Below are 17,808 nucleotides of genomic sequence, written 5' to 3'. Positions count from 1 at the left end.
GACGCGTGGAAATCCATCGTGCGGGGCTCTCCTAGGATGGGCGCATGAGTCTCGTCGACCTGCCGCTCCTCCCGCTCGGCAAGGGCCGCGACCTCGACGCCGAGCGTGGCGTGGAGTGCCCCGGTGACCTCCCGGCAGCGTCCGACCCCGACCTCGTCGCCCGCGCGCAGGCCGCCAAGGCGGCGCTCGGCGACCGCGTGTTCGTGCTCGGCCACCACTACCAGCGCGACGAGGTCATCCAGTTCGCCGACGTCACCGGCGACTCCTTCAAGCTCGCCCGCGACGCGGCCGCCCGGCCCGACGCGGAGTTCATCGTCTTCTGCGGCGTGCACTTCATGGCCGAGTCGGCCGACATCCTCACCTCGCCCGCCCAGCAGGTCGTGCTGCCCGACCTCGCCGCCGGCTGCTCGATGGCCGACATGGCCCGGCTGCGCCAGGTCGAGGACGCCTGGGACGCGATGGCCGACGCCGGCATCCAGGACAGCGTCGTGCCGGTGACCTACATGAACTCCAGCGCCGACATCAAGGCGTTCTGCGGCCGCAACGGCGGCGTCGTGTGCACCTCCTCCAACGCCGACGTCGCGCTCGACTGGGCCTTCGCCCAGAAGCCCGACGTCGAGGGAGGCGCGAAGATCCTCTTCCTCCCCGACCAGCACCTCGGCCGCAACACCGCCGTGCTCCAGATGGGCATCTCCCTCGACGAGTGCGTCGTGTGGGACCCGCTCCAGCCCAGCGGCGGCCTCACCGCCGACGAGCTCCAGAAGGCCCGGATGATCCTGTGGAAGGGCCACTGCTCGGTGCACGGCCGCTTCTCCGAGGACGTCGTCGACGAGCTGCGCGCCAAGCACCCCGGCATCAACGTGCTGGTCCACCCCGAGTGCAAGCACGAGGTCGTGCTCAAGGCCGACCTGGTCGGCTCGACCGAGTTCATCATCAAGACCATCGAGGCCGCCGAGCCCGGCACGGTGTGGGCCATCGGCACCGAGCTCAACCTCGTCAAGCGCCTGGCCGACGCCCACCCCGACAAGACGATCGTCTTCCTCGACCGCAACGTCTGCTACTGCTCGACGATGAACCGCATCGACCTGCCCCACCTGGTCTGGGCGATGGAGAACCTCGTCGCCGGCGAGGTCGTCAACCAGATCACCGTCGACCCCGAGACCGAGGCCGACGCGCTCCTGGCCCTCCAGCGGATGCTCGACCTGCCCGGCAAGTCCCACCGCGACTGAGCCGGGCGCGCAGGTGCGGCACGTCAGCGACTCGGAGCGGCGCAGCCGCATCGCCGTACGCCACGCGCTGGCGCCGGCGCACCGCCTCGACAGCACGACGGCCGTCACCCGCGCGATGACGGTCCTGCACGCGACGGAGGCGGCCACCGTCCACCTCGCGGTCGCCGCACGGTCGGAGGGCGTCACCCCCGAGGACGTCGACGCGGAGCTCTACGACGCCCGTCAGGTCGTCAAGCAGCTCGCCATGCGGCGCACCCTGTTCGTCTTCCCGCGCGACCTGCTCCCCGCGGCGTGGGGCAGCGCGTCGGCGCGGGTCGCGACCTCGGAGCGCAAGCGGATCGCCAAGGCCATCGCCGGCGCCGGCATCGCGCCCGACGGCGAGGCCTGGCTCGACGCGGCCCGCGAGGCGGTGCTCGCCCGCCTCGCCGTAGGCCCGGCCACCACGTCCGAGCTCCGCGCCGAGGTGCCCGAGCTCGCCGGGATGATCGGCGGTGACACCGACAAGACGTGGGACCGGCCGGTCTCGGTGGCGCCGTGGGTGCTCACCCACCTCGGGCTCGAGGGCCGGACGCTGCGCGGCCGCAACGCCGGGCACTGGAGGCTGAACAAGCCGACCTGGACCACCGCCGCGGACTGGCTGGGCACCGTGCCCGAGCCGCTCGGCGACGCGGAGGGGTACGCCGCCCTCGTCCGCTCCTGGCTGGCCACCTTCGGACCCGGCACCGCGGCCGACATCCAGTGGTGGCTCGGGTCCACCAAGACCGCGGTCACCCGCGCGCTGGCCGACGTCGCCGCCGTGGAGGTCACCCTCGACGGCGGGGCCACCGGGTGGCTGCTGCCCGAGGATGCTGACGAGGGGCCCGTCGACCCCTGGGCGGCGCTGCTGCCGACGCTCGACCCGACGGTGATGGGCTGGAAGTCGCGCGACTTCTACCTCGACCCCGCCCACGTGCCGTACCTCTTCGACACCAACGGCAACGCCGGCACCACCGCCTGGTGGGACGGCCGCATCGTCGGCTGCTGGGTGCAGGACGACGAGGGCGTCGTGCGCCTCTCGCTCCTCGAGGACGTGCCGCCCGACGGCCGAGACGCCCTCGACCACGAGGCCCGCCGGTTGACCGAGTGGCTCGACGGCACCGTCATCGGAAACGTCTACGCCTCGCGGCAGATGAAGCAGGCGAAGCTGCCCTAGCGAGGGCCCGCGACAGTTAGGAGACGGCAGGCAGCCGGAACCAGAAGACCGAGCCGCCGCCGTCGCGCGGGTCCACGCCCATGGTTCCGCCGTGCGCCTCGATGATTCGGCGGCAGGTGGCCAGGCCGATGCCCGAGCCCTCGACCGTCTTGTCGAGGCGGGCCAGCGGCGCGAAGACCCGCTCGGTCTTCTCCTCAGGTATCCCTCGGCCTCGATCGCGCACCTCGATGCGGTGGAACCCGTCAGCGCTCACGCTGGCGACCTCCACCTCGGGCTGCTCGCCCACGAGCGTGAACTTCGCGGCGTTGTCGATGAGGTTCATCAGCACCGAGCGCAGCTGGGAGGCGTCGCCCCGCACCGTGGGCAGCGGCTCGACCCGGACGAGCGAACGGTCGATGCGGCCCGCGAGGTCGTCGAGCGCGAGCTCGATCTCCGTCGCGAGGTCGACGAGCTCGTCGCCGGGAGCCTCGCCCTGGGCGGCGAAGTCGAGCAGGTTGCCGATCATGTCGGTCATCCGCTCGACGCCCCGTCGGGCGCGCGCCACGGTGTCGACCTGGTAGTCGTCGGTGACCTCCATCTCGAGCGCCTCGAGGGAGAGCGAGATGGAGGTCAGTGGGTTCTTCAGGTCGTGGCTGACCTGGCCGGCGAAGTTGGCCAGCCGCTCGTTGGAGGTGCTGAGGCGCGCGTTGACCTCGCTGAGCCGTCGGGAAGCCAGCTCCAGCTCGAGGACGTCGACCACCCGGTCGGCGAGCAGGGACAGCCCCCGCGCGGCCTCGTCGGTGACCTGGTGGGCCTCGCTGTCGAAGACGCACAGCGTGCCGATGACCACGCCGTCGGGCGTGCGCAGCGGGTGCGAGCCGTAGTACTTCACGTCGGCGATCTCGCCGGTCGTCCACGGGTTGTCGGCGAAGCGGGGGTCCAGGCTGGCGTCGTCGAGCATGATCGGCTGCCCGGACTCGACCACCTGCCGGCACATCGCGTCGTCGCACGGCGTGGTCCCGCCCTGGAAGCCGGCGGTGGCGACCTGGTGCTGGTGCCGGCTGCTCAGCAGGTTGACCGTCGCGAACGGCACGCCGGCGACCTGCGCGGCGAGGTCGACGAGCGCGGTGAGCTCGCGGCGCGGCGGCCCGCCGATGACGTCGTACGTCGCCAGGGCGCGGTCGCGCTCCGCACCGGTGCTCACAGCCCCGGTGCCTTCCAGACGGCGAGCCAGCGTTGGGTGTCGGGCTCCATCGGCAGCTCCTTGTCGAGGAGGTCGCGCACGGACAGCTCGAGCAGCGTGTCACGCGACTGCTCGCCCGTGGGCGCGAACGGGTAGAACGTGCCCTGCTTGTAGAGGTAGGTCAGCCCGAAGGTCTGCCCCGCGGCGTTGCGGAACGGCACCATCGAGCACAGCAGGCCGCCCTCGAAGCCGTTGAGCTCGAGGGTGGTGTTGACGGCGTGCAGGTCGGTGCACAGGCCCGACATGTCGTCCTTGTCGCCGGCGACGACGAGCCAGGTGAAGCCGAAGTCGTCCTGGCTGACGCTGACCTCGGGCGCCTCGGTGTCGTCGCGGATCAGCGCCACCACGTCGTCCTGCGTCTGGGCGAAGGCCGCCCCGACAGCGGAGCGGTAGCAGACCGAGCCGGACCCGGTGGGCTCGAAGCCGAGGGCCGTCTGGAGGGTGATCGCGGCACTGGGGACGTGGAAGAGTGCATCGAGGTTGTTGCGCTTGGGCTGCGTCCGCGCTCGCACTGTCTCCCAGAGACCCATCGACGGTCCTCCTCAGCCCGCCGGTCGGCTGAGCTCGGTCTGGATCCGGGCCAGCTGCTCGAGCCGCTGCTGCAGGGGTGGGTGGGTGGCCATCAGGCCGCTCAGTCCGCCGCGGAGGGCGGGCACGATGCAGAGGGCGCTGGCGGCGTTGGCGCGCAGGTCGCGCTGCGGCGTGGCAGCTGCCTCGCCGCTGATCTTCTGCAGCGCAGAGGCCAGCGCGGCCGGCTTCATGGTCAGGTAGGCGCCGGACCGGTCGGCGCACAGCTCGCGGTAGCGCGAGAGCAGGCGCAGCAGCAGGAAGCTGACGGCGTACACCACCAGGCTGACCAGCACGCCCACGAGGATCGCGGGGAACGCGCTGTTGTTGTTGCGCCGACCGCCCATGCCGCCGAACTGCGCGAAGCGCATCAGCAGGCCGGCGGCGATGCCGGCCGACGAGGCGACGGTCATCACGAGCACGTCGCGGTGGGCGACGTGGCTCAGCTCGTGGGCCAGCACGGCCTCGAGCTCCTCGGCGTCGAGCGTCTGGAGGATGCCGGTCGTCACGCAGACCACCGCCCGGTCCGGGGAGCGTCCGGTCGCGAAGGCGTTGGCGACCGACATGTCGGCGACACCCACCCGCGGCTTGGGCATGTCGGCCAGGGCGCAGAGCCGGTCGATCATGCCGTGCAACTCAGGCGCCTCCTCCGGCGACACCTCACGGGCGCGCATCGCGCGCATGGCCACCTTGTCGGAGCTCCACCACTGCCAGAAGGCCATGCCGATCGCGATGACCGCGATCAGCACCGAGTAGCCCCGGAAGGCGTACATCAGCGCGACCACGAGCGCCACGAACAGTCCGCCGAGCAGGAACATGGTCAGGGTCATCCGGGCGGTGAGCCCGGTGTCCTTGATGAAGCGCGAGGAGGCCACCGTGGGGCCTGCCTCAGCCGGGGATGAGGCCGTCGTCGCCCAAGAGCTCGCGGACCTCGTCGATCGTGGCGTCCGGCGGCGGCAGGATCAGGTCGGACTCGTCGAGGGAGTCCGGGTCGTGGTGCGTGCCGCTCGCGCGCACGGCGGAGAGCAGGCCCTGCAGCGCGGTGCGGAACATCTCCTCGTCGCCGGCCTCGATCGCGTTCTCGATCTGGTTGTCGAGCCCGTTGAGGGCGTCGAGCGCGTGGTCGTCGAGGTCGTACTGCCCCTCGCCGAGGATCCGGACGATCATGCCGGGCCGCCCTCGTTGACCTCGCGCTGGATGGCCTGCTCCTCGGGCTCGGCCTCGAGGATGTCGCCGCCGTCGCCGGCTTCGATGGCGGGAGCGGACTGCGGGGCGTTGAGGCCCTTGAGGCGGGCCAGCTCGGCCTCGACGTCGGAGTTGGACGACAGCGCGTCGAGCTCGCGGGAGATGTCGTCGCCGGCGTTGAGCTGGGAGGCGTCGTCGAGGGCGCCGGAGGCGATCAGCTCGTCGATGGCCTGGCCGCGGGCCTGCATCTGGGCGGTCTTGTCCTCCGCGCGCTGGATCGCGAGGCCGACGTCACCCATCTCCTCGCCGATGCCGGACATGGCCTCTCCGATGCGGGTCTGGGCCTCGGCGGCGGTGTAGGTCGCCTTGATCGTCTCCTTGCGGGTGCGGAAGGCCTCGACCTTGGCCTGCAGCCGCTGCTGCGCCAGGACCAGCTTCTCCTCCTCGCCCTGGAGCGTGGACTGCTGCTCCTTGAGGCTGGTGATCTGGGAGGCGAGGCCCGACTTGCGCGTCAGCGCCTCGCGGGCGAGGTCCTCGCGGCCCGCGCCGATGGCCTTCTCGGCCTGCGTCTGGAGCTTGGCCGCCTGCTGCTCGAGCTGGTTGACCTGCAGCTCGACGCGCTTGCGGCTGGTGGCGACGTCGGCGACGCCGCGGCGTACCTTCGAGAGGAGCTCGAGCTGCCGCTGGTAGCTGTAGTCGAGGGTCTCCCGGGGGTCTTCCGCCCGGTCCAGGGCCTTGTTGGCCTTGGAGCGGAAGATCAGGCTGATGCGCTTCATGAGACTCATCGGGGTGCAGACCCTCTCTTGGTCATGGCCGTGGCGTTGCTGGATCGTTGGCCCCAACCCTAGGACCAAACCCCAACCGGAGGTAGGGCACCGCCGCGGGCGCGGCGAGCGTGGCGGTCGGCGATAGGCTGGGCCCAGCATCCGATCCATGTGAAGGCAGCACGCGTTGTTTGGTCGTTCCAGCTCCGAGCCCGAGACCCCTGCGTCCACCGACAAGGTGGGCGGCAAGGGCCGTCCCACCCCGAGCCGCAAGGAGGCGGAGGCGGCCGCGCGGGCCCGGGCCAAGGTGCCGCGGACCCGCAAGGAGCAGATGGCTGCCCAGCGCTCCGCGCGCGGCGACACCGCGTCGAAGATGCGCCAGGCGATGAAGACCGGCGACGACCGCTACCTCCCCACCCGGGACCGCGGACCGGTCCGCCGGTTCATTCGCGACTACGTCGACGCCCGCTTCAGCTTCATCGAGCTGATGGTGCCCTTGCTGATCGTCTCGATGATCCTGGGCTACTCCGGCAACCGCACGGCGATGAATCTCGGCAACACCGTCCTGTTCACCACGATCCTGGTGATCATCTTCGACATCGTGATGCTGCGCCTGCGGCTCCGGCGCGAGATCGCGCGTCGCTTCCCGGGGGAGTCGATGAAGGGCGTGACGATGTACGCCGCCATGCGCTCGCTGCAGATGAAGTTCCTGCGGCTGCCCAAGGCCCAGGTCAAGATCGGCCAGAAGCTCCCCGAGACCTACCGATGAGCGCCGCTCGATGAGCCACGACCACTCCGGCGGCCCGACCGCCGACGTGTCCGTGCGCGTTGCGTGGGCCGACGACGCCGACGCGATCGCGGCGGTGCAGGTGCGGGCCTGGCCCGAGCTCTACGCCGGGCTGGTGCCCACCGAGGTCCTGCCCACCGACCCCGAGCCGGTCGCCGCCCAGTGGCGGCAGGCGCTCGCGAAGCCTGCCGACGCCCGCAACCGGGTGCTGGTCGCGCTCGAGCGCAACCGGGTCGTGGGCTTCGCGCTCACCTCGCCCGCCGTCGACCCCGACTGCGACCCGGTCTCCGACGGCGAGCTGGCGGAGGTGACCCTCGACCCGCAGGAGCGCGCCAAGGGGCACGGCTCGCGGCTGCTCCAGGCGGCCGTCGACACCCTCGTCGCCGACCGCTTCACCCGCGCCGTGACCTGGGTCAACGCCGGCGACGACGCGCTGCGCGGCTTCCTCACCGAGGCCGGCTGGGCGCCCGACTCCGCCCACCGCGAGCTCGACCTCGATGGCACCGGCGCGACGACGGTCAAGCAGGTCCGCCTGCACACCGCCATCGGCTGACCGACCCGGGGACCAGCCCGGATTCGCGTCGGAACTCACCCCCAAGGGCACTTGTTTTTCGTGTGACGCGCGTCACCATGGAGGGGCCGGCCACTCCGCCGGCCCACCACGGGGGTTTCGCCATGTTCGGTCCGCTTCCGGCTCTGCACCGGTTCCTCCTCGTCCTCGCCGCCCTCGTGGTGTGCATCGGCCTCGGCTTCTGGCTGGGGGCCATGCCCGAGATCCCGCTCAACCTCCGCGTCGGCCTGCTGGCCGGTGGCGCGGCCGGCGTGGCCGCGGCTTTCGCCCTGGTGCACGACTTCCACGAGGGGCACGTCCGCCCGGCCCGGGTGCGGCGTCGTACGCACTGAGGGGCGGCACTAGCCTCGGGGCGTGACCGAGCCCGCCCTGACCCCGAGCGAGCGCTCGGGGATCGTGCGCGACGGGCTCGCCGTGGGCATCGCCACCGGGGCGTACGGCGTCGGCTTCGGCGCCGTCTCGGTCGCGTCGGGCCTCAGCGTCGCGCAGACGTGCGTGCTGTCGCTGCTGATGTTCACCGGGGCGAGCCAGTTCGCGCTCGCCGGGGTGGTCGCCGCGGGTGGCGCACCGATGTCGGGCGCCGCGACCGCCCTGCTGCTGGGCACCCGCAACACCCTCTACGGCCTGCGGATGGCGCCGCTGCTCAAGTGGCGCGGCTGGCGCCGGGCCGCGGCCGCACACGTGCTGATCGACGAGTCGACCGCGATGTCGGTCAACCGCGACACCACTGCGGGTGCCCGGCTCGGCTTCCTGACGACCGGTGTGGCGGTCTTCGTGCTCTGGAACGTCGCGACCGCGGTCGGCGCGTTCGCCGGCGAGGCGGTGGGCGACCCGCGGACATTCGGGCTCGACGCCGCGGTGGGCGCGGCGTTCCTGGCCCTGCTCTGGCCCCGCCTCAAGGACCGCCGCAACGTCCTCGTCGGCGTGCTGGCGGCCGCGGTGGCGCTGTCGATGGTGCCACTGACCGCACCGGGAGTGCCGGTGCTCGCGGCGGGCGGCGTCGCCCTGCTCGTCGGCGTCCTGGCCAAGGGTGACGACCCGACCGAGGTCCCCGGCCCCGACGACGTGGCGGGAGGTCACCGCTGATGTGGACCGCGGTCATCGTGGCCGGCGTCGGCTGCTACCTGCTCAAGCTGGCCGGGCTGTCGCTGCCCGAGAAGGTGCTGAGCCACCCGACGGTCGAGCGCGTGGCCGACCTGATCCCGGTGGCGCTCCTGGCGGCGCTGGTGGCCGTCCAGGTGTTCTCCGGCGGCACCTCGCTCACCCTGGACGCTCGGGTCCTGGGGCTGGCCTTCGCCGTGGTCGCGCTGCTGCTGCGGATGCCGTTCCTGGTCGTGGTGGTGGGGGCGTCGGTCGTAGCGGCCCTGGCCCGCCTCGTCTGACGCCCCCACCTCAACCCCGGAGGATCGATCAGGCGACCGACACCGCGCTCCACGCGGCGGCGACGGTGGCGTACTGCGTGCTGCCCTGGCCGTAGAGGTCCTTGGCGGCGTTGAGCGTCGCGGTGCGCGCACCCGCGTAGTTGGTGCTGGAGGTCATGTAGACCGTCAGCGCGCGGTACCAGATCTTCGCGGCCGCGTCGCGGCCGATGCCGGTGATCGACGTGCCGTTGCAGGTGGTCGAATTGTGCGCCACGCCGCCGATGGTCTTGGCGCCGCTGCCCTCGGCCAGCAGGTAGAAGAAGTGGTTGCCGATGCCGGAGGAGTAGTGCACGTCGACGTTCTTGGCGTTGCTGCTCCAGCAGTCGAGCGAGCTGCCGTCGGACGACGGGCGGTCCATCCGGCGGAAGCCGACGTGGTTCTTCAGGTCGAACTCCTCACCGATCAGGTAGTCGCCCGGGTCGTTGACGTTGGCGGCATAGAACTCCACCGCGGTGCCGAAGATGTCGGACGTCGCCTCGTTGAGGCCGCCGGACTCACCGGAGTAGGTGAGGTTGGCGGAGTTCTCGGTGACGCCGTGCGACATCTCGTGGCCGGCCACGTCGAGGGAGACGAGCGGGCCGTAGTTGACCCCGTCACCGTCGCCGTACGTCATCTTGGTGCCGTCCCAGAAGGCGTTGACGTATCCGCTGCCGTAGTGGACCCGGTTGTAGGAGCCGCGGCCGTCGTTCCAGATGCCGTTGCGGCCGTGGACCGCCTTGTAGTAGTCCCACGTCTCGTTGGAGCCGTACTGCGCGTCGGCGCCGGCGGTGGCGCGGTTCGTGTTCGAGCCGTTGCCGAACGTGGTCGAGGTCGACGTGAACGTCGTCCCGGTCTTGCACCCGCTGCCGAAGATCTGGCAGAGGACCGAGTCCTCCTTGTTGGCCATGTCGGTCGTGTAGGTGCCGCCGCGCGTCGCGTCCTTGAGGGTGTACGACGACCCGGAGCCGCTGACCTGCAGCGGGACCGTGCCGCTGTAGAGCGTCTGGCCCTGGCCGTCGACGTTGACGATCTGCTGCTCGCTGCGGATCACCATGCCGGTGCGGGCGTCGACGTAGGTCGCGAGGCGCGACGGGGTGCCGTCGGCCTGGGTGCCGCCGCTGATGATCTCCCACGCCAGGCGCGGGGTGGCGCCGGTCGCGTCGACGACCAGCTCGCTGGCCTTCGCCTTCGCGTCACCACGGACGGCCGAGGTGCCGGCGTTGCGCGCCAGCACCGTGCGCTGGGCGGCGGACTTCGCGACCTTCGCCTGGGTGGCGAGCGTCAGCGGCTGGGCGAGCGTCTGGCTGACACCCTCCCAGGCGCTGGTCGCGTCCTGGTGCACGACGAGGTCGCCGCCGAGGACGCGGAGCCCGTCGAGGGTGCGGTCGAAGCGGACGTGGCTGGTGCCGTCGGCGTCGACCACGGTGGAGCGGGCCACGAAGTCCTGGCCGTCGGTGGCGCGGGCCGCGCCGTCGTGGTGCTGGAGCGCCGTCAGCGCGCTGCTGGCGGCGTCGGTGCGGGCGGACGGGGCGGTGGGTGCGCCCTGGGCGCTCGTTGCCGTGGTCAGCGGCAGCGCTGCTGCGGTGGCAGCGGCGACGGCGAGCGCGGCGAGTCCTGCGGTTCTGCGCATGGTGGAGCCTTCCCGAGAGTGGAGCCGGGTCCCCGAGTGGACCGCGGCGGATGCCTGTCCAACGAGGACCTGCAACCGGGAGTTACCCAACTGCGGGCATCAGCCGATGTCAAGGAAGGAATCGAGCCCCACCGTCAGGCCGGGCCGGTCGCCGATCGCGCGCACGCCCGTCAGCACGCCGGGCGTGAAGGAGACCCGGTCGAGGGAGTCGTGGCGGATGGTGAGCGTCTCCCCCGCCGTGCCGAGGATGACCTCCTGGTGCGCCACCAGGCCGCGCACGCGCAGCCCGTGGACCCGCACGCCCTCGACGTCGGCGCCACGGGCGCCGTCGAGCCCGGTGGAGGTGGCGTCGGGCATCGGGGCGCTCCCGGCCTCGCGGCGCGCGGCGGCGATCAGCTCCGCCGTACGGCGTGCGGTGCCCGACGGCGCGTCGGCCTTGTCGGGGTGGTGGAGCTCGACGACCTCGACGGACTCGAAGAACGGCGCCGCCTGCGCGGCGAAGCGCATCATCAAGATCGCGCCGATGGAGAAGTTGGGGGCGATCAGCACGCCCACGCCGGGCGCGTCGGCCAGCCAGGCCTCGAGCTGGTCGAGGCGCTCCTGGTCGAAGCCGGTGGTGCCCACGACGGCATGGATGCCGTGCTCGATGCAGAAGCGGAGGTTGTCCATGACCACGTCGGGGTGGGTGAAGTCCACGACGACCTGCGCGCCACCGTCGACGAGCGCGGCGAGGTCGTCGCCGGCGTCGACCTCGGCCACCAGCTCCGTGTCGGGGGCTGACCCGACGGCCCGGCAGACCTCGCTGCCGACCTTGCCCCGGGCTCCCAGGACGCCGACGCGGACGGGGACCTGGCTGGACGACGGATCTGGGGTGCTCACCCGGCCAACCTAGCGACTCGGACACCCGGTGGGTGGCGGTGGCTGACTCGTGAACGCGCGTCTGGCAGGCTGTAGGTCATGCCTTCCCCGACCATCCCGCCGCGCATCAAGTGGGCCGTCGACCTCATGGACGTCCAGCCGAACGACCAGGTCCTCGAGATCGGTTGCGGGCCCGGCGCGGGGGCCGAGGCGATCTGCAGCAAGCTCGAGACCGGCAAGCTCTTCGCGATCGACCGCTCGGAGTCGGGCGTCGACCGCACCAAGCGCCGCAACCAGAAGTACGTCGACGCCGGCCGGCTCGTCGTACGCCAGATCGACTTGGCCACGCTCCGCGTCCCGGTCAAGCGGCTCAACAAGGTCTTCGCCTTCAACGTGAACCTGTTCTGGGTGCGCGCCTGCGACGACGAGATCGCGCTGCTGCACGAGCGCGTGGTCCCGGGCGGTGCGGTCTACCTCTTCTACGAGGCCGCTCGCCCCGAGCTCGTGCCCAACATCGTCAAGAAGGCCTCCGAGAACCTCCTGCGCGGCGGCTTCCGCGTCAGCGTCGTGGAGCAGAAGGCACCCCCGGTCATCGGGATCATCGCGCGCAGGTGACCGTCATCCTGTCGTGAGCTTGCGAACGACAGCGACGACGGTCGCCAAGCACTGGTGGTTGAGCAGCGAGCGCGCCTGAGGGACGAAGGCGCGACCGAGCGTGTCGAAACCCGGTCAGCCGGGAAGCAGCCTCAGCCACGGGGCCTTGGTTTCGACACGCTCGCTCCGCTCGCTGCTCAACCAGCGGCGGGGTGGCTCGCTGCTCAACCAGTGGCAGGGACTGGGTCGAAGCCGGCGGCGACCTGCTCGAGCGCCGCGAGCACGCGGCGTACGGCACGGCGACGGGCCCGGTCGGCACGCAGGATCGCGTAGACGTGGCGCCCGGACTCCACGCCGGCCAGCGGGCGGAGCACGACGTCGTCGCCACCGGGAGCGGTGAACCGCGGCAGCACGGCCAGGCAGTCGCCGGCGCCGATCAGCGCCTCGGCCAGGCGGTTGTCGCGCACGCGCTGGCGTACGTCGATGCGCGTCCCGGTTGCCTCCTCGACCGCCAGCCGGATGCTGTCGAACGGGTAGCCCGGAGGGACGCCGATCCACGGCCAGCGGGCGACGTCGTCGGCCGTCACGCGGACGCGGGAGGCGAGCGGGTGGCCGGCGGCCATGCCGATGTCGAGCGGCTCGCGGACCAACTGCCGGACCACGAGGTCCTCGGCGTCGGGCGGGACGAGGCTCGCGCTGTGCGCGATGACGATGTCGTGGTCGACCACCTGGCCGGCGTACGCCGCCTCGGCGATGTCGAGGTCGGTGCACACGACGTCGATGGGCTCGTCGGCGAGCTCACGGAGCACCCCCGGCAGCAGGAACGTCGCCGCGCTGGGCAGGGCGGCGACGGTGACCACGCCGGCCGCGGTGCCGTGGAACTCCTGCCACCGCGCCTCGGCCTCCGCCAGTGCGACGGCGACGTCACGGGCCGCGTCGGCGAGCACGCGACCGGCATCGGTCAACCGCAGGCCGCGGCCGTGCGGCTCGACCAGCGCGGCGCCGAACGCGCGCTCGGCGCTGCGCAGCTGCTGCGAGACCGCGGACGGGGTGCGGTGGGTGGCCGCAGCCACCGCCGTCACGCTCCCGCGGTCGTCCAGCTCGCGGAGCAGGTCGAGGTGCCGCACGTCCATGTAGGCAGCCTACAACTCCACACGAGCAGGTTTCACTTGTCCTTCAATGTCCACACCGGAAGGCTGGGTCGGTGCCCACCCGCCACCGCCTCCTCGCAGCCCTCGTCGCCGTCTGCTGGGGCCTGAATTTCCTGGCGATCGACGCGTCGCTGCAGCACTTCCCGCCGTTCTTCCTCGTCGCCCTGCGGTTCGCGCTGCTGGCGGTGCCCACGATGCTGTTCGTGCCGTTTCCAACGGTCCCCCTGCGCTGGCTGGTCGGCTACGGCCTCGGCTTCGGCACCTTCCAGTTCCTCTTCCTCTACTGGGGCATGGCGGCCGGGATGCCGGTCGGGCTGTCGTCGCTCGTGCTCCAGTCGTCGGCGCCCTTCACCGTTGTGCTGGCGAGCCTCTTCCTGGGCCACCGGCTCTCGCCACGGGCCGCGCTCGGTGTGCTCGTCGCTGCCGTGGGCCTTGCCGTCGTCGGCTGGCAGCGCCTCGACGGGCCGGCGGCGTTCGCGCCGTTCGTCCTCGTCGTGGCGGGCGCGTTCGCCTGGGCCGTCGGCAACATCTGCACCGCGCAGGCCCAGGCGCCGAACCCGCTCCACCTCACGCTGTGGATGTCGGTCGTCCCGCCGTTGCCCATGCTCGCGCTCGCGCTCGTCGTCGAGGGCCCCCGACGCATCGCGGACTCCCTCACCCGGTGGCACTCCCCCGACCTCGCACCGGCGCTCCTCGGGCTCGCCTACACGGTGGTCATCGGCACCGTGGTCGGCTCGGGCATCTGGACGTGGCTGATGGCGCGCCACCCGGCCGGCACCGTGGCTCCGTTCTCCATGCTGGTCCCCGTCGTCGGGATGACGGCGGCCTGGGTCGTCCTTGGCGAGGGGGTCAGCCGCGGCGAGGCGGCCGGCGCCCTCCTCGTGGTCGGCGGCGTCCTGGTCGCGACGCGGCCGCCCCGGCCCGCTCAGCCAGCGGCAGTCGGGCCCACGACGGCGAGCAGCTCGGGCTGGCTGAAGAGGTCCTTGGCCAGCAGCGAGACGTCCTCGAGCGTGACGGCCTCGATGCGACGGACCACCTCGTCGATGGAGAGCAGCTCGTCGTAGACCAGCTCGGCCTTGCCGATGCGCGACATCCGCGAGCCGGAGTCCTCGAGGCCGAGCAGGAGGCCGCCCTTGAGCTGGCCCTTGCCGCGCTCGAGCTCCTCGGCGGTGATGCCGCCCTGGGCGACCTTGGCGAGCTCGGCGCGGACGGTCTCGAGCACGGCGTCGTACTTGCCGGGCAGGCAGCCCACCGACACCCCGACGACGCCGGCGTCGGCGTGGTGGGTGGCGAAGGAGTAGACGGAGTACGCCAGGCCGCGCAGCTCGCGGACCTCCTGGAACAGCCGCGAGGAGGTGCCGCCGCCGAGCGCGGTGTTGAGCACGCCGAGGGCGTAGCGGCGCGGGTCGGTGCGGGTGAGGCCCTTCACGCCGAGGACCAGGTTGATCTGCTCCTGCGGGCGGACGGTGCGGGCCTCGCCGGCCTGCACCTTGCGGGCCTTCTCGGTCTGCTGGGGCGCCACCGGGGTCGCCTCGCCGTCGAGGAACCCGCCGCGGCCGAAGGACTGGCGCACCAGGCGCACGACGGCGGTGTGGTCGACGTTGCCGGCGACCGAGACCACGATCGTGGCGGGCGTGTAGTGGCGGCGGTAGAAGCGGTGGATCTGGCCGCGCGTCATCGCGGTGATCGAGGCCTCGGTGCCGGCGATGGGACGGCCCAGCGGGCTGTCGCCCCACGCCTGGTGGGCGAAGAGGTTGTGCACCACGTCGTCGGGGTCGTCGTCGTGCATCGCGATCTCGTCGAGGATCACGTCGCGCTCGGCCTCGACGTCGAGCTCGGTGATCGTGGACGCGGTGATCATGTCGCCGAGGACGTCCACGGCGGTGCCGAGGTCCTCGTCGAGGACCCGCGCGTGGAAGACGGTGTACTCCTTGGTGGTGAAGGCGTTGAACTCGCCTCCGACCGCGTCGAGCGCGACCGAGATCTCCATCGCGGAGCGCTCCGCGGTGCCCTTGAAGAGCAGGTGCTCGAGGAAGTGCGAGCAGCCGTGCAGGGCCGGCGACTCGTCGCGCGAGCCCACGTCGACCCAGACGCCGATGCTGGCCGAGCGGGTGCCGGCCATCTGCTCGGTGACGATCCGCAGGCCGCTCGGCAGGACCGTACGACGCACGCGCGAGGTCACTGCCCCGTCGGCGTCCTTGGTGGTCTGGAGGGTGCGGGTGGTGCCGTTCTTCTGCAAGGGGTCCTTCTTCCGGTCCTGCTGGGGGTGAAGCACCGCGACCGGTCGGCCAGACGGCCGACCGGTCGCGGGTGGAGCATCAGGTGAGGGTCACTCGGCGTCGGCGGCCTCGGGGGCCTCGGCCGACTCCTCGGAGCCGCCCTCGGTCTCCTCGACCACGGGGACCAGCGAGAGCTTGCCGCGGTCGTCGATCTCGGCGATCTGGACCTGGACCTTCTGGCCGACGGCCAGGACGTCCTCGACGGCCTCGACGCGCTTGCCACCGGCCAGCGAACGGAGCTTGCTGATGTGCAGCAGGCCGTCCTTGCCCGGGAGCAGCGAGACGAACGCACCGAAGTTGGTCGTCTTCACGACGGTGCCGAGGTAGCGCTCGCCGACCTCGGGCATCGTCGGGTTGGCGATCGCGTTGACCGCGGCCTTGGCAGCCTCGGCCGCCTCGCCGTTGGTCGCGCCGATGTAGACCGTGCCGTCGTCCTCGATGGACAGCGTCGCGCCCGTGTCGTCCTGGATCTGGTTGATGACCTTGCCCTTGGGACCGATCACCTCGCCGATCTTGTCGACGGGCACGCGGATGGTGATGATGCGCGGCGCGTGGACCGACATCTCCTCCGGCGCGTCGATGGCCTCGGCCATCACGTCGAGGATCGCCAGGCGCGCCTCGCGGGCCTGGGTCAGCGCGCCGGCGAGCACCTCGGCCGGGATGCCGTCGAGCTTGGTGTCGAGCTGGAGCGCGGTGACGAACTCGCGGGTGCCGGCGACCTTGAAGTCCATGTCGCCGAACGCGTCCTCGGCGCCGAGGATGTCGGTCAGCGCGACGTAGCGGGTCTCACCGTCGACCTGGTCGGAGATGAGGCCCATCGCGATGCCGGCGACGGACGCCTTGAGCGGCACACCCGCCTGCAGCAGCGACAGCGTCGAGGCGCAGACCGAGCCCATCGAGGTGGAGCCGTTGGAGCCCATGGCCTCGGAGAGCTGGCGGATCGCGTAGGGGAACTCCTCGCGCGAGGGCAGCACCGGCAGGAGGGCGCGGCGCGCCAGGGCGCCGTGGCCGACCTCGCGACGCTTGGGCGAGCCCACGCGGCCGGTCTCACCGGTGGAGAACGGCGGGAAGACGTACTTGTGCATGTAGCGGCGGTGCTTCTCCGGGGAGAGCGTGTCGAGCTGCTGCTCCATCTTGAGCATGTCGAGGGTGGTGACGCCCAGGATCTGGGTCTCGCCACGCTCGAACAGCGCGGAGCCGTGGACGCGCGGGATCACGCCGGTCTCGGCGTGCAGCGGCCGGATGTCGGCGAGGCCACGGCCGTCGATGCGGACCTTGTCGCGCAGCACCTGCTGGCGCACGAGCGACTTGGTCAGCGAGCGGAACGCGGCGCCGATCTCCTTCTCGCGACCCTCGAACTGCGGGCCGATCTTCTCGAGGAGGGCGGCCTTGATGACGTCGAGCTGCTCGTCGCGCTCCTGCTTGCCGAGCACGCGCTCACGCTTGCCACCGACACCGAACAGCTCGGCGGCGGCCTGGCCGGACTCGGCCTCGACAGCGGCGTACACGTCGTCCTCGTAGTCGAGGAAGATCGGGAAGTCCTCGACCGGCTTGGCGGCCTCGGCGGCGAGCTGCGACTGCGCCTCGCACAGCTGCTTGATGAAGGGCTTCGCGGCGTCGAGGCCACCGGCCACGACCTCCTCGGTCGGCGCCTGGGCGCCACCCTGGATGAGGGCGATGGTGTCCTCGGGGGCCTCGGCCTCGACCATCATGATCGCGACGTCGCCCGACTCGGTGACGCGACCGGCGACGACCATGTCGAAGACGGCGGACTCGAGCTGCTGGTGGGTCGGGAACGCGACCCACTGGCCGTCGATGAGGGCGACGCGCACGCCGCCGACCGGGCCGGAGAACGGCAGGCCGGAGAGCTGGGTCGACATCGATGCGGCGTTGATGGCCAGCACGTCGTAGGGCATGTTCGGGTCGAGCGCCATGACGGTGATGACGACCTGGACCTCGTTGCGCAGGCCCTTCTTGAAGGTCGGGCGCAGCGGGCGGTCGATCAGGCGGCAGGCGAGGATCGCGTCCTCGCCCGGGCGACCCTCGGACCGGAAGAACGAGCCGGGGATCTGGCCCACGGCGTACATCCGCTCCTCGACGTCGATCGTCAGGGGGAAGAAGTCGAAGTGGTCCTTGGGCGTCTTGCCCGCGGTCGTCGCCGAGAGCAGCATGGTCTCGTCGTCGAGGTACGCCGTGACGGCGCCGGCCGCCTGGCGGGCCAGCAGGCCGGTCTCGAACTTGACCGTGCGCTTGCCGAAGGAGCCGTTGTCGATGACGGTCTCGACAGCGGAGATGATGGGTTCACTCATGGAAGCAGGATCCTGCTTTCTCTTCGCGGAGCGATCCGCGACGCCGCATGAGGTGCCGGTCTTCGATCGA

The 17,808-nt window shown here is 71.6% G+C and carries 18 protein-coding genes and 1 pseudogene; 9 read left to right on the top strand and 10 right to left on the bottom strand.

Annotation, left to right across the window (positions count from 1 at the left end; translation table 11 throughout):
• The first annotated feature begins 44 nt into the window (after positions 1-44).
• Together nadA and J2X46_RS13295 are read left to right on the top strand one after the other, a co-directional pair.
• Positions 45-1,229 carry a quinolinate synthase NadA gene (gene nadA, locus J2X46_RS13300; RefSeq protein WP_310251292.1) on the top strand — a complete coding sequence of 395 codons (1,185 nt, stop codon included), beginning with the start codon at positions 45-47 and terminating at the stop codon, positions 1,227-1,229.
• Positions 1,230-1,242: 13 nt separating this feature from the next.
• Positions 1,243-2,421: a winged helix DNA-binding domain-containing protein gene (locus J2X46_RS13295; protein ID WP_310251290.1), complete on the top strand. Its 1,179-nt coding sequence runs from the start codon at positions 1,243-1,245 to the stop codon at positions 2,419-2,421.
• 16 nt (positions 2,422-2,437) lie between these two features.
• On the opposite strand, the gene J2X46_RS13290 is transcribed toward J2X46_RS13295, so the two are convergent.
• The 5 genes from J2X46_RS13290 to J2X46_RS13270 are packed head-to-tail and all read right to left on the bottom strand — an operon-like array spanning position 2,438 to position 6,180.
• On the bottom strand, positions 2,438-3,604 hold the full coding sequence (locus J2X46_RS13290; protein WP_310251288.1) for a GAF domain-containing sensor histidine kinase: 1,167 nt from the start codon (positions 3,602-3,604) through the stop codon (positions 2,438-2,440).
• The gene (locus J2X46_RS13285; RefSeq protein ID WP_310251285.1) at positions 3,601-4,173 is read right to left on the bottom strand and encodes a PspA-associated protein PspAB; all 573 of its coding nucleotides are present in this window, start codon (positions 4,171-4,173) and stop codon (positions 3,601-3,603) included. Before J2X46_RS13285 ends, J2X46_RS13290 begins: the two co-directional genes overlap by 4 nt.
• A 12-nt stretch (positions 4,174-4,185) precedes the next feature.
• Positions 4,186-5,085: a zinc metalloprotease HtpX gene (htpX, locus tag J2X46_RS13280; RefSeq protein ID WP_310251283.1), complete on the bottom strand. Its 900-nt coding sequence runs from the start codon at positions 5,083-5,085 to the stop codon at positions 4,186-4,188.
• Positions 5,086-5,098: 13 nt separating this feature from the next.
• Complete coding sequence (locus tag J2X46_RS13275) at positions 5,099-5,377, bottom strand: PspA-associated protein PspAA (RefSeq protein ID WP_310251281.1); 279 nt, start codon at positions 5,375-5,377, stop codon at positions 5,099-5,101.
• Complete coding sequence (locus J2X46_RS13270) at positions 5,374-6,180, bottom strand: PspA/IM30 family protein (protein ID WP_310251279.1); 807 nt, start codon at positions 6,178-6,180, stop codon at positions 5,374-5,376. The genes J2X46_RS13275 and J2X46_RS13270 overlap by 4 nt, the downstream gene beginning before the upstream one ends.
• Before the next feature lie 166 nt (positions 6,181-6,346).
• On the opposite strand from J2X46_RS13270, the gene J2X46_RS13265 reads away from it, so the two are divergent.
• From J2X46_RS13265 to J2X46_RS13245, 5 genes are all read left to right on the top strand, one after another.
• Positions 6,347-6,928, top strand: a complete 582-nt coding sequence (locus J2X46_RS13265) for a DUF3043 domain-containing protein (protein ID WP_310251277.1) — start codon at positions 6,347-6,349, stop codon at positions 6,926-6,928.
• A 10-nt stretch (positions 6,929-6,938) separates the two neighbouring features.
• Positions 6,939-7,499, top strand: a complete 561-nt coding sequence (locus J2X46_RS13260) for a GNAT family N-acetyltransferase (protein ID WP_310251275.1) — start codon at positions 6,939-6,941, stop codon at positions 7,497-7,499.
• Between the two features lie 122 nt (positions 7,500-7,621).
• Entirely contained in the window at positions 7,622-7,849 is a 228-nt protein-coding gene (locus tag J2X46_RS13255; protein WP_310251273.1) for an OapA N-terminal domain-containing protein, read from the top strand.
• A gap of 22 nt (positions 7,850-7,871) precedes the next feature.
• Positions 7,872-8,603 (top strand): AzlC family ABC transporter permease, encoded by a 732-nt coding sequence (locus J2X46_RS13250; RefSeq protein WP_310251271.1) that lies wholly within the window; start codon positions 7,872-7,874, stop codon positions 8,601-8,603.
• The gene (locus J2X46_RS13245; RefSeq protein ID WP_310251269.1) at positions 8,603-8,899 is read left to right on the top strand and encodes an AzlD domain-containing protein; all 297 of its coding nucleotides are present in this window, start codon (positions 8,603-8,605) and stop codon (positions 8,897-8,899) included. The genes J2X46_RS13250 and J2X46_RS13245 overlap by 1 nt, the downstream gene beginning before the upstream one ends.
• 28 nt (positions 8,900-8,927) lie before the next feature.
• Here J2X46_RS13245 and J2X46_RS13240 read toward each other — a convergent pair whose 3' ends face one another.
• Positions 8,928-10,547, bottom strand: coding sequence for a M4 family metallopeptidase (locus tag J2X46_RS13240; RefSeq protein ID WP_310251266.1), 1,620 nt, complete (start codon positions 10,545-10,547; stop codon positions 8,928-8,930).
• A 99-nt stretch (positions 10,548-10,646) separates the two neighbouring features.
• The gene (gene dapB, locus J2X46_RS13235; protein WP_310251262.1) at positions 10,647-11,426 is read right to left on the bottom strand and encodes a 4-hydroxy-tetrahydrodipicolinate reductase; all 780 of its coding nucleotides are present in this window, start codon (positions 11,424-11,426) and stop codon (positions 10,647-10,649) included.
• Positions 11,427-11,504: 78 nt separating this feature from the next.
• Between dapB and J2X46_RS13230 the strand changes: the two genes are divergently transcribed.
• Positions 11,505-12,020, top strand: a complete 516-nt coding sequence (locus J2X46_RS13230) for a class I SAM-dependent methyltransferase (protein WP_310251261.1) — start codon at positions 11,505-11,507, stop codon at positions 12,018-12,020.
• A 203-nt stretch (positions 12,021-12,223) separates the two neighbouring features.
• Here J2X46_RS13230 and J2X46_RS13225 read toward each other — a convergent pair whose 3' ends face one another.
• A complete protein-coding gene (locus J2X46_RS13225; RefSeq protein ID WP_310251259.1) occupies positions 12,224-13,132 on the bottom strand; it encodes a LysR family transcriptional regulator in 909 nt (302 codons plus the stop codon).
• 71 nt (positions 13,133-13,203) lie between these two features.
• Here J2X46_RS13225 and J2X46_RS13220 point away from each other — a divergent pair.
• Positions 13,204-14,043 (top strand): annotated as a pseudogene (locus J2X46_RS13220) (EamA family transporter); the annotation flags it as partial.
• A 32-nt stretch (positions 14,044-14,075) separates the two neighbouring features.
• Here J2X46_RS13220 and J2X46_RS13215 read toward each other — a convergent pair.
• Together J2X46_RS13215 and J2X46_RS13210 are read right to left on the bottom strand one after the other, a co-directional pair.
• Positions 14,076-15,389: a pitrilysin family protein gene (locus tag J2X46_RS13215; RefSeq protein WP_310251256.1), complete on the bottom strand. Its 1,314-nt coding sequence runs from the start codon at positions 15,387-15,389 to the stop codon at positions 14,076-14,078.
• Positions 15,390-15,479: 90 nt separating this feature from the next.
• Positions 15,480-17,738 carry a polyribonucleotide nucleotidyltransferase gene (locus J2X46_RS13210; protein ID WP_310251253.1) on the bottom strand — a complete coding sequence of 753 codons (2,259 nt, stop codon included), beginning with the start codon at positions 17,736-17,738 and terminating at the stop codon, positions 15,480-15,482.
• Between the last annotated feature and the right edge of the window lie 70 nt (positions 17,739-17,808).

It is taken from the genome of Nocardioides sp. BE266, assembly GCF_031457855.1.
Lineage (GTDB): Bacteria > Actinomycetota > Actinomycetes > Propionibacteriales > Nocardioidaceae > Nocardioides.
The sequence above is the reverse complement of the archived record's forward strand: the minus strand, read 5'-3'. Positions and strand labels throughout refer to the sequence as shown.